Below are 12557 nucleotides of genomic sequence, written 5' to 3'. Positions count from 1 at the left end.
GGGCCAACCATTTATGGGAACGTGCCGTTTCACTCTGCAAAACGGCCTGTATCGCAGTGCAAAACGGCCTGTATCGCGGTGCAAAACGGCACATCTTGCAACACCGCCAGGCCCGTGGCGGAATGAACCGCTTGGCGCCCCGCCACCCAGCCATGGGCATAGCCGGCCGGCATGTCCCGCGGCAGGCGCCTGGCGTTGGCACCAAACAGAATCCGCCGCGCCGGGGCCTGCTTCAGACCCTTGCGCGGCGGACTCACGGCCAAGCCCCGGAGAGGCGTCAGTTGCCGTAGAACCGGTTGGCAGCCCTAAGCTGATGGCGCATGATGCTCAGGAACTCCTGGCTCTCCTGCAGTATGTTGAGATATACGAGCGAAATCTTTAGGTTGCTCACATCGTGGTCGCTTTGCATGCGGTCGTAATGGTGCTTGCGTATTACCGAGAGCTCGTCCTTGAGCTTGTCGGCCTCCGACAGCACGTCGTCATACTCGTTGAACCTCGTGGTGGAGAGCATGGCCTCGGTTCGCTCCATCAGTTCGGATATCTTATCCCTGACAGGTCGGTACTCGTCGACATAAACCTGTGGCATCGGGTTGAAGTTGTTGTCTACATGCTCCTTTATCGGTTCGAGCATGCGCTTGAGGCAATAGATGAACTGAGAGTCGCTGTTGACGCCCAGGTGGTACCACGTGTTGCGCTCGGCGGCTATCTCCATGGGCACCCTGCGCAGCGCCAGCAGTTCCTTGCGCCTGAATTTCTTGAGCTGCTCCTGCTCGCTCTTGAGCTCGCGCTGGCTCTTCGAGAGCACGTGGTGGTTTTCGTTTGCCAAGCCGTCTATTATCTTGTTGAACTGCTCGAGGGCGAAACGGTTGACAAAACTCTGCGTGCGCGACACGTGCTTTGTCAGCAAGTCCCAAACAATTTCGGGGTCGCGGGTGCGCATCATCAGCCTGAACACGTCGTCCTTGCCCTCTTCCTTGGCTTTCTTGCCATACTGTATGTTGCTGCGCACAAGCAGGAACACCACCAGAGCCATGAAGAGGAACATGGCCACGAAGCCGCCGTAATACATCACCAGGCACACCAGCGCACAGGCACCGAAGGCCACGCCGGCCGTGATGAACCATCCGCCGATGACCGATATCACGCCAGTGACGCGGAACACGGCGCTCTCGCGTGTCCATGCGCGGTCGGCAAGGCTCGAGCCCATGGCCACCATAAACGTGACGTAGGTGGTTGACAGCGGCAGCTTGTAATTGGTGCCGAAGGTGATTAGCATCGAGGCGAGCACCAGGTTTACGGCCGCACGCACCATGTCGAACGCAGCGCCGTCGGCCAGTATGGCGTCTTCCTTGCGGAAGCGTGAGTCAATCCAGTTGGAAACAGACTTCGGCACGTACTTGCCGAGGAATCCACCGGCGTCCTGGGTGGCGCGCACAATGCTACGGGCTGCCTTCGACGACCCGAACATCTCGTCGCCCTCGTCCTGGCGCGACAGGTCGACGCTGGTCTTTATCACGTTTTGCGCCTTCTTCGACGTGGTCATGGCAACAATCATCACCAGGCCGGCAATAATCAGATAGAGCAACGGTGTCTTGGCCGACGACATGAGCGAGGTCATGAAGAATGCGCTGTCGTCGCCGTTGCCGTTGGCCACAAAGTCTTGGTAAGAGTCGAGGCCGGCAAGCGGGACGCCTATGAAGTTGACGAGGTCGTTGCCCGCAAAGGCCATGGCCAGGGCAAACGTGCCCATGAGCACAACAAACTTGAACACATTGATGCGCAGCAGGTGGAACACCTCCATGACGATGGTCGAACCGACAAACGTCCAGAGCAGCAGCATGTTGGTGTTGTCAACAATCCATGCCTTGGCGTCGTCGGCCATCAGAGGCGACTTGGCCAGGCCCTGTATGAATATGAAATAAGCCAGGCAAGTGAACGCTATGCCGCCGAAGATGGCCACCGTGTAACGCAGGTGCTTGGTATAGTTGAACGTGAAAATGACGCGCGAAATCCACTGTACGATGATTCCGAACACGAAAGCAATGGCCACGCTTACGAAAATGGCTATGATGACGCTCAGTGCCTTGTTGCTGTTCAGCAAATCGTCGAAGCCCAACGAGGGGTCGGCGTGCATCTTCAAGATGGCCAGCACAAACGTTCCGCCCAACAGCTCGAACACAAGCGACACCGTTGTCGAGGTGGGCAGGCCCATCGTGTTGAACATGTCGAGCACAATGACATCCGTCACCATCACGGCGAGGAATATCGTCATAACCTCATGAAAATTGTAATTTACTGGGTGCATGATGCCATGCCTTGCCACGTCCATCATCCCCGCACTCATCACCGCGCCCACAAGCACGCCCATAGAGGCTATGAATATGACGGTCTTAAACTTTGCCACCTTGGCTCCGATGGCAGAATTGAGGAAGTTGACAGCATCGTTGCTGACTCCCACAAACAGGTCAAACACCGCCAGAATAAGCAGGAAGACCACGATAACCAAATAAATTGCTTCCATAAAACTTTATGTTTCGTTCAGAAAATCGCGGCAAAATTAAGTAATTTATTTTGCATTTTAGCTAAATGTATGTTTCATTTGTATTACAATATCCGTAATGCAGGCCATAAGGGCCGGCCCTGACGGCTACTCCGCCACTGCCAACCCCGCGCCTGCAGCCATGGCCCCCACGCAGCGACGGCAGGAGCCACAGAGGTGGCTTTATGCGTGACATGGTGGCGGTACGCATGGCACGGCAATGCCGCTATGTGGATTACACATTATTATATATATTGAAACGCCCTGCCGCCTCCAGCCCACTGACTTGGCGCCACGGCCTATGCGCCGAGCCTCTGGGTCGATGGCATGGCGCCACTGGGGCTCGGCAGGCTTCAGCCAAACCATGGCAATGCCTGCAAATGGATTATTTCAGGATGATGCCGACACCGCTTTGTATCTTATTTTGTACATTTGTAACGTAAAACAAACAAACGACAACAACCTGCCATGACGACAGACACCATGAGAAGAGCATTGCTCGCCCTTGCACTGGCAGCAACGGCAAACATGGCCATGGGCGCCGACCTGCAGCTGGCAAGCCGCAGCATATCGACCGCCGACGGGCTGCCGAGCAACAACATCAACTGCATAGCCCAAGACCCCGACGGCTATGTATGGCTGGGCACGTCGAACGGGCTGAGCCGTTTCGACGGCTACTCGGCTGTGAATTTCACGGGTCTGAGCCCCGTGCCGGGCGAACCCACCGACAGGCACATCGGCAGCATAACCGTAGATGGCCACAACCTGCGCGTGACCACGGCAAACTCGGCATGCGCCACATACAACCTTGAGGAGGCGCGATTCACGGCCTACACCATGGCAACGGGCAGGCGCAGGCGGCTCGGAACCCTGAAAGGCATGCCGATACTGGCAAAAAGCTGTTACGAAGGCGACTCGCTAATGGTCACCGACGGGATGGTGACGCGCCTCGACGCCAACGGCAGAGTGGCGGGCGCCTACCGGATGCCGCCGGCCATGGGGAAGATGGGCCGCGTGGTGTTCTGTTTCGTGTGGGGAAAGCGCTTTGTCATAATGGCCGACAAATCGACATTCGCCCTCGACATGACGACGGGCAGGTTTGCCAAGCCCGACGAATTGCAGGTGGAGTCGCCCGTATACCAATGCAGCACGCCCGGGTGCATATACGTGTCGAACGGCTCCGGCGACCTGTGGATGTTTGCCGAAGGCAAGCCCGTGCGCCGTTTCAGCCTGCTGAGCAACGCCCCTTACGCCCAGGCAAGGCGCCACAGGTATTACGCTGCCGACGACGGCAAAGGCCATGTGTTCATTGCCACGTATGGCAACGGGCTCTTCGTGTTCGACAAGGCCACCGAAAACATGGGGCACTACAGCGCATCCGACAGGCACCCGGTGATATACTCCGACTTCCTGACATGCGCCACCACCGACCGCGACGGCAACATCTGGATAGGAAGCGAGGCCGCCGGGGCGGTGTGCCTGTCGGTAATGGAAGACGTGGCCGCAAGGTACATTTACCCGGAACCCGGCAACAACGACGAGACGGCAAACCACATATACGCCCTGCGATACGAAACCGACGGACGGCTGACGGCCTGCACCCGCAAGAATGAGCTGGTGAGCGTCGACTGCGACGGCGGCACCCCCGCGCTGAAGGCCGGCCGGCTGCCGGCGCCAGCGTTCGCCATGATGACCGACAGCCACGGCCGTCCATGGACAGGCACACGCGGGGCGGGCCTGTTCATAGGGCGGCGCCACTACCACACGGGCAGCAAAGACAGCCGCCTGCCCTGCGACGACATTTACGACTTGGCCGAGGCGCCTCGCAACCACTTCTGGATTGCCACCTGGAACGGCGGACTGCTGAGGGCCACACTCGACGGGCAAGGAACCCTGAGATGGCAGGCCATGCTCGACGGCTCGCCCAACGAGAGACGGGTTAGATGCCTTGCTGACGACGGCCGCGGCACGATGTGGGCCGGCACCGACAACGGACTGTACGCAATCAGCTACGGCGGCCAAGGCAAAAAGCCCGTGACGGCCCATCGCTACAACCTGCAGAACCGCCGGCTGCGCGGCAACGAAGTCATAACCATGCTATACTCAAAGCGCAGCGGGCTGTGGATAGGGGTTCACGGACACGGACTGGCACATTGCAGCGTGAAGAACGGCAGGCTGACGGCAACAAAATACTTTGACGCCGCCCACGGGCTGGCCGGCAACATAGTAAACTCTATAGCCGAAGACGCCCACGGCAACATCTGGGCAGCAACAGAAGAGGGCATCTCGTGTGTCAACCCTGCCACGCTGGCAGTGGCATCCTACAATTTTGCACCGACACTGATGGGCAACGTGTTCATCGAAAACAGTGCGGCCACCGACGGCAGCGGACGGCTGTTCTTTGGCTCACGCCAGGGCATACTGGCCATAACGCCGCATAAAGACCCCACAAGGCAGGCTTCTGCACGGTGCGCCCTGACCGACATCCGGATTAACGGTGTGTCGGCGCTGACCATGGACGGCAACGACAGGCCGCTCACCTCGGCCCTGACGCGCACACGGCACATCAGCCTCGGACACACGGAGAACTCGCTGACGCTGCTGTTCTCCGACTTTGAATACTCGAAGCCGCATTCCACCCTTTACCAATACATGCTCGAAGGCATCGACGCCAACTGGCACGAACCGACAAGCTTGAACCGCGCCGACTTCGGCAACCTGCCGCCGGGGAGATACACTTTCAGGCTACGCAAATTCACCCCCGACGGCCACTCGCCCGAAACGTCACTGCTGATAACCATCCGCCAGCCATGGTACAACACATGGTGGGCCTGGCTGGCCTATGCCATGGCGGCCTCGGCTGTTGCCCTGGCACTGATTAGAGGGTGGCGGGCAAAGTCCAGGCTGCGCCGCAAAATGGAAATAGAACGCAGCCTCAGCGAGTTCAGGCTTAACTTCTTCACCCACATAGCCCACGAGTTCCGCACACCACTGGCCATCATCCAGGGGGCCATCGACAAGATATGCGACGCTGGCGACAACCATCCGCCACGCTCGGCCGTGGCTACTGCCATGCGCGGCACACGCAGGCTGTCGCGGCTTGTTGACCGCCTGATGGAGTTCCGGAAGATAAACGCCAACAGCCTGAGGCTGAGAGTGGAGCCGGGCGACGTGATTGGGTTTGTGCGCGACGTGCTCAACGACTTCCTGCCCATGGCCCGCCAGAAAGGCATATCGCTCACCTTCACACCGTTTGCCCGCTCTTTCGAAATGCCTTTCGACCGCCACATGGTGGAGACAATAACCTACAACCTGCTCAGCAACGCCATAAAATACACCCCGCAAAAGGGCTCCGTCGAACTGACCGTGAAGCTGGGCGAGAACGAAAACAGCATTACCATAGCCGTGGCCGACACCGGGCCGGGCATAGCAGCCGAGCAGCAGGAACACCTGTTCGAACCTTTCATGCACGGATATGTGTCGCAAGGAGGCATGGGCATAGGTCTTTTCCTTGCCAAAAACATGGCCCGTCTGCACCACGGAAGCCTCGACTACAGACGCGGCCCCAACGGACAAGGCTCTGTCTTCACCGTCGTGCTGCCAACAAGACTTGATGCCTACACCCCCGACGAGGTGCGCCCGAAAGCCATCGACAATGAGTACGGACGTGAGTCGCGCCCAACCGGCACGCCCATCGAGACGGCCTTTGCAATGAACGACGTACGGGTGGCAATTGTAGAAGACGACCCCGACATGATGGAACAGTTGCGCAACGAACTCGGCAACTATTTCAAGACAGACACATACATGGACGGAGCCGAGGCCGCCAAGGGCATAACGGCACAGCCTCCGGCACTGGTAGTATGCGACGTGATGCTGCCCGGCATGAGCGGATACGACGTTGTGAAGCACTTAAAAAGCCACCCCGCCACCAGCAATCTGCCTGTGATCATACTCACGGCGCTCGACGACGAGGAGCACCAGATAAAAGGCTACAAGGCGGGGGCCGACGACTACATGGTCAAACCGTGCAACCTGCGCGTGCTGCTGGCCAGGGCTGCACAACTGATAAGATGGCAGTCGGCAACCGTAGCGCAACAACAAGACGGTGGCACGGCAGCGCACAAGGGGCAGGGCGCCCTGCTCACGTCGCAGTCGGACAAGGTGTTCCGCGACCGCATCGACACAATCATCAGATGCCACCTCAAAGACCAGGCCTTCACCACCGACACCCTGGCAGAGATGATGCACGTTGGGCGGACCAAACTATATGGCAAGACAAAAGAGACTACGGGCATGTCGCCCGGCAAGTACATAATGAAGATACGCATGGAAACGGCAGCCACGCTGCTCGCCGATGGCAAGATGAACGTTAGCGAGGTGGGCATGGCGGTGGGAATAAGCGAGCCCTCTTACTTCTACCGATGCTTCAAGGGCTACCATGGGGTCGCCCCAAGCAAATACACAAAACGCTGAAAAGACCCCATGGCGCACATCCCAAAAGCCACAACGGCCAAGGCAGCCAAGGCCGGCCTGGCCGCCAAAAGCGCGGACGGGCGGCGGCCATGGCCTGCAAACCATCATGCCATCCGCCCATCAAACAACCGCAACGGGAGCAACATTGGCCGACAGCTGAAAAAAAGCAAAAAAACACGGTGCAATCCTTTGCTGTTTCCTCCCTTTAATGTATCTTTGCAAACCAATACGTATTGACACAACAAGAAGATGAGTAACACCGATTTCGCTCACATCCTTACACGGACGGTTGACGAATTGTCTGACCCCGCATCGCTAAAGGGCCTGTTCCACCAGCATCGCGAGGGCAACCCGTTGCCGTCGGGCAAGGTTCTCGAAGAGATAATAGACTTGTCGCGTTCCATCATTTTCCCAGGATACTTCGGCAAGTCCTCCGTCAATACCCGCACAATACGCTATCATATAGGCGTCAACATAGAGCGCTTGCACAAGCTCCTCACCGACCAGATAATGGCCGGGCTGTGCTTCACATGCCCCAAGGCGGGCGAACCATGCACCGGGGCTTGCGCCAACAAGGCCGAAACGATATCGCTGCAACTCGTGGGGAGGCTGCCGCAGATACGAAGCACGCTGGCCACCGACGTCGAGGCGGCCTACAACGGCGACCCGGCCGCCCAAAGCTACGGCGAGATCATATCGTGCTACCCTGTGATAAAGGCCCTTGTCAACTACCGCATAGCCCACGAGCTACACACCCTGGGGGTGCCGCTGATACCGAGGATAATATCGGAGATGGCACATTCAGAGACGGGCATCGACATACATCCGGCCGCACAGATAGGCCACCACTTCACCATCGACCACGGCACAGGCGTGGTCATAGGCGCAACGTGCATCATCGGCAACAACGTGAAGCTATACCAGGGCGTCACCCTCGGTGCAAAAAGCTTCCCGCTCGACGAAAACGGCAACCCGATAAAGGGGATTGCACGCCACCCAATACTCGAAGACGACGTGATAGTCTACTCTAACGCCACCGTGCTGGGCCGCATCACCATTGGGCGCGGATGCATTATAGGGGCCAACATTTGGGTGACCGAAGACATGAAACCTAACACCAAGAAATATAAAAAGGAATAACTTCACACAGGAGAACTACCATACCAACGGTATATGACAGCAGAACGACGGCAAGGTTTTTGCCCTCCGCCAACACGAACCGAGGCAACTGGTTCTCCGGCAAAATCCAAACAAGACAACAAATGGAACAAGAATTCGAATTGATCGCCAAGACGTTCATGGGTCTGGAACCTGTTTTGGCGAAAGAACTGACAGAGCTCGGCGCTAACGATGTGCAGATAGGCAGGCGAATGGTGTCGTTCAAAGGCAACAAGGAACTCATGTACCGCGCCAACTTCCAGCTGCACACTGCCATAAGAATACTTAAGCCAATACGCCACTTCAAGGCAACGACGGCCGACGAGGTGTATGAAGAAACCAAGAAAATAGACTGGTCGCAATACCTTACACTCGAACAGACATTCTCGGTCGACTCGGTTGTGTTCTCAGAAGAGTTCCGCCACTCCAAGTTTGTGTCATATAAGGTGAAAGACGCCATAGTGGATCAGTTCCGCGAAAAGACCGGGAAGCGGCCCAACATCAGCGTGGCCAACCCCGACATACGCCTGAACATGCACATTGCCGAAGACAGGTGCACCCTCTCTCTCGACTCCAGCGGCGAGAGCCTGCACCGCCGCGGCTACCGGCAGGAGAACGTTGAGGCCCCGCTTAACGAGGTGTTGGCGGCCGGAATGATTCTCATGACCGGCTGGCACGGCGAGACCGACTTCATCGACCCCATGTGCGGCTCGGGCACACTGCTCATCGAGGCTGCCCTCATAGCCCGCAACATGGCCCCGGGTGTGTTCCGCAAGGAGTACGCCTTTGAGAAATGGGCAGACTTCGACCAAGACTTGTTCGACGAGATTTACAACGATGATTCTCAAGAACGCGAGTTCAAGCATCACATCTACGGCTACGACGCAGACATAAAAGCCGTCAACACGGCCCGCATGAACGTCAAGGCTGCGGGCCTGACAAGCGACATCACGGTTGAGGAGGCCGACTTCAAGGACTTCACCCAGCCTAAGGAAAAGAGCATCATAGTGACCAACCCGCCTTACGGCGAGCGTATATCAACGCCCGACCTGCTCGGCACGTACAAAATGATAGGCGAACGCCTGAAGCACCAGTTCGTTGACAACGACGCATGGATACTGAGCTACCGCGAAGAGTGCTTCGAGCAGATAGGCCTGAGGCCATCAATCAAGATACCGCTATACAACGGCTCGCTCGAATGCGAGTTCAGGAAGTACCAGACTTTCGAGGGCCGCATGAAGGAGTTCCGCACAGAAGGCGGAGCCGTACAGAGCGACGAGGAGCGCAAGCAGATGGCCGAGAAGGGCCGATTCAAGAAGAACAGGGAGTTCAAGAAGCGTTTCGACGAAGCCGAAGAGAACGAAGAGGGCGACATACGCTCATTCAAGTTCCACCGCATTGACTTCGACCGGTTTGACAAGCGCGACCGACGTGACGACCGACGTGACGACAGGCGCGACCGCGACGGGTGGAACCGTGACCGGCGCGACGACCGCCGTGGCTCCGACTGGGGCGGACGCAACCGCGACCGAGACTCGTGGGGCCGCGACGACCGCTTCAGGCAGGGACGCAACGACAGGAAACAAAATAAAGGAGGACGTGACTATGACCGAAAACGCAACCGCTACGACAACGATAGGTAAGATGGTGCGCCGCACCATACCGCTCGTTTTGGCACTGTTTTTAACACAAAACATGGCAGCTCAACTGAAGCAATTCACACTCGAAGACCTAAACTTCGGCGGCAACAACTACCACAACATGCGCCCAAAGAACATGTACCTGAGATGGTGGGGCGACAAGTTGATGTACCAAGACGCCGAGGAATGGGGCACGGTAGACATGAAGACGGGCAGCAAGACAGCCGTCGCCACGCTCGACAAGGTCGACGCGGCCATGGGCAACGGCAAGGTGGCCTCGGCCATGAACGTGACATTCCCCTACCCCGACAGCCCTCTGGCACTGCTGAAAAACAGCAAGGAGCGCGTGCTCTACGACTGGAAGGCCGGCAAGGTGGTGTGGAGGCAACCGTGCGAGGGCGAGCAATACAGCGACTGGACAGCCGAAACGCGCGCCGTGGCCTTCGTCAGGGACAACCAGTTATGCGTGACCGACGCCGAGGGCGCCACCCGCACGCTGACCACCGACGGCAGCCGCGACATCGTTTACGGCCAGGCCGTGCACCGCAACGAGTTCGGCATCATGAAGGGCACGTTCTGGAGCCCCGACGGCAAGCGCCTCGCCTTCTACAGGATGGACCAGAGCATGGTGACCGACTACCCGCAGGTGAACACGTTTACGCGCATAGCCACCGAAGAGCCCGACAAGTATCCCATGGCCGGCATGACCAGCCACAAGGTCACGGTGGGCGTATACGACTTGTCGACGGGCAAGACCGTATACCTTGACGCAGGCGACCCGACCGACCGCTACTTCACTAACATAGCCTGGAGCCCCGACTCAAAGACCGTATACATGATTGAGCTGAACCGCGACCAGACCGACATGGCGCTGCGGAGCTATGACGCCGCCAGCGGGAAAAGAAAGACCACGCTCTACACCGAGCACGACGACAAGTACGTGCAGCCCATGACGCCTATAGCGTTTCTGCCGTGGGACGACACCAAGTTCCTGCTGCAAAGCCAGCGCGACGGCTACAACCACCTCTACCTGTTCGACACCGAGGGCCGCGAATTGCGCCAGGTGACGAGCGGCAAGTGGGTTGTGATAGACCTTGTCGGGTTCAACAAGGCCAAGAAAAGCGCCATCATACTCTCCAACGAGGCCTCGCCGATACAGAACAACCTGTATGCCGTAGACCTGAAGAGCGGCCGGCGCACCCTGCTCGACAACGGGCGGGGCATGCACGCGGCTTACTTCGGGCGCGGAGACAAGGGCGGAATGCTGTCGGCATCGGGCAAATGGCTCTTCGACCACTACACAGAGCCCGACGTGCCGCGCGACATCTGTGTGACCAACACGGCAACGGCAGCAAGCAACCGCATATTGAGCGCCCCCGACCCATGGGCGGGTTATGCCGTGCCCGAATACTCGTGCGGCACGATAAAGGCTGCCGACGACTCTACCGACCTTTATTTCCGAATGGTGAAACCCATCGGCTTCGACCCCGCAAAGAAGTACCCTACCGTGGTCTACGTATATGGCGGGCCAAACGTACGCAACGTCGAGGCCGGATGGCACTATGCCAGCCGCTCCTGGGAGACGTACATGGCGCAGAAGGGATACCTGCTCTTCATACTCGACAACCGAGGCTCGTCTGACCGCGGGCGCGACTTCGAGCAGGCAACATTCCGCCACCTGGGGCAAGAAGAGATGAAAGACCAGATGCGGGGGGTGGCTTACCTCAAGTCGCTGGCCTACGTCGACACCACACGAATGGGCGTGCACGGATGGAGCTACGGCGGATTCATGACCACGTCGCTCATGACCACATATCCTGATGTGTTCAAGGTGGGCGTGGCCGGAGGCCCGGTCATCGACTGGAAATGGTATGAGGTGATGTACGGCGAGCGCTACATGGACACCCCGGAGGCCAATCCCGAGGGCTACGCCCAGACGAGCCTGCTCGCGAAGGCCAAGAACCTGAAAGGCAAGCTGCAGATAATCATAGGCATGAACGACCCCACCGTAGTTCCTCAGCACGCCCTGCAGTTCCTCAACGCCTGCGAGGAGGCCGGCACCCAGCCCGACTTCTTCGTCTATCCCGGCGAGGGCCACAACATGAGGGGGCACAAAAGCGTGCACCTGCACGAGCGCATAACGCAGTATTTCGAAGACTACCTGAAGTAAAGCATCGCAATACACATACAAAACAACCGGCCGAGGCCTGCAACAGAAACACCACCTGTTACAGGCCTCGGCCGCTTTTATGACTGAAAAAACGAAGCCACGCCTGGGCCGGAGAGCTGTCTGTGGGAAACAGGCATAGTGGCAGGTGGATGGCAAACATCATGCAACAATCCCGAATCGTCATTCAGAGGCCAAAGCAAATGGGGCATGCCGCGGTGCAGATTGGCATTCACTCTTGCCAGAGGCGTAACGGGCCACGCCGAAGCAAAGCGCCCACAAGATGCCTACAAGAGCACCAACGCGCTCGGAAAGCCGGGAACAAGCAACAAAATCACGCCACGGTTGCCTAACAACCGGCTTGGGATAATCAATGGAAACCTGCTTGCCGAAACAGCATCGAAGCGTGGCCCTGCATATAGAACAACGGTACCAACCTGTTCAGGAACACTTTCCACCGATTGTGAAGCCGTGCAGCAGGGGATGTTAAATGAAGAAAACCATTTCAGCAAAACTGCATCAAGAGCGCGAAACAAGCCTATTGATGTTTCCCACTGATAATCAACACATTGCAAAT

At 57.9% G+C, this 12557-nt stretch carries 6 protein-coding genes; 4 read left to right on the top strand and 2 right to left on the bottom strand.

Annotation, left to right across the window (positions count from 1 at the left end; genetic code table 11):
• Window positions 1–277: 277 nt before the first annotated feature.
• On the bottom strand, window positions 278–2521 hold the full coding sequence (locus M3089_RS13400; protein WP_249084606.1) for an inorganic phosphate transporter: 2244 nt from the start codon (window positions 2519–2521) through the stop codon (window positions 278–280).
• Between the two features lie 486 nt (window positions 2522–3007).
• On the opposite strand from M3089_RS13400, the gene M3089_RS13395 reads away from it, so the two are divergent.
• The 4 genes from M3089_RS13395 (at window position 3008) to M3089_RS13380 (ending at window position 11983) form a co-directional block, all read left to right on the top strand.
• Window positions 3008–7015, top strand: a complete 4008-nt coding sequence (locus M3089_RS13395; protein WP_249084605.1) for a two-component regulator propeller domain-containing protein — start codon at window positions 3008–3010, stop codon at window positions 7013–7015.
• A gap of 249 nt (window positions 7016–7264) precedes the next feature.
• Entirely contained in the window at window positions 7265–8155 is an 891-nt protein-coding gene (locus M3089_RS13390) for a serine O-acetyltransferase (RefSeq protein ID WP_249084604.1), read from the top strand.
• 122 nt (window positions 8156–8277) lie between these two features.
• Window positions 8278–9816, top strand: coding sequence for a THUMP domain-containing class I SAM-dependent RNA methyltransferase (locus tag M3089_RS13385; protein ID WP_249084603.1), 1539 nt, complete (start codon window positions 8278–8280; stop codon window positions 9814–9816).
• 1 nt (window position 9817) lies between these two features.
• Window positions 9818–11983, top strand: a complete 2166-nt coding sequence (locus M3089_RS13380) for a S9 family peptidase (protein ID WP_394802291.1) — start codon at window positions 9818–9820, stop codon at window positions 11981–11983.
• Window positions 11984–12267: 284 nt separating this feature from the next.
• On the opposite strand, the gene M3089_RS13375 is transcribed toward M3089_RS13380, so the two are convergent.
• Window positions 12268–12557, bottom strand: a 290-nt coding sequence (locus tag M3089_RS13375) for a hypothetical protein (protein WP_249084602.1), incomplete at its 5' end; no start/stop codon positions are given.

Source organism: Marseilla massiliensis, from assembly GCF_023336985.1.
Classification (GTDB): Bacteria; Bacteroidota; Bacteroidia; order Bacteroidales; family Bacteroidaceae; genus Prevotella; species Prevotella intestinigallinarum.
The sequence above is the reverse complement of the archived record's forward strand: the minus strand, read 5'-3'. Positions and strand labels throughout refer to the sequence as shown.

Bases quoted from the DNA above. Each gene is read 5' to 3' on its own strand.
- M3089_RS13400 (WP_249084606.1), bottom strand. From the start codon at position 2,521: ATGGAAGCAATTTATTTGGTTATCGTGGTCTTCCTGCTTATTCTGGCG.
- M3089_RS13390 (WP_249084604.1), top strand. From the start codon at position 7,265: ATGAGTAACACCGATTTCGCTCACATCCTTACACGGACGGTTGACGAA.
- M3089_RS13395 (WP_249084605.1), top strand. From the start codon at position 3,008: ATGACGACAGACACCATGAGAAGAGCATTGCTCGCCCTTGCACTGGCA.
- M3089_RS13380 (WP_394802291.1), top strand. From the start codon at position 9,818: ATGGTGCGCCGCACCATACCGCTCGTTTTGGCACTGTTTTTAACACAA.
- M3089_RS13385 (WP_249084603.1), top strand. From the start codon at position 8,278: ATGGAACAAGAATTCGAATTGATCGCCAAGACGTTCATGGGTCTGGAA.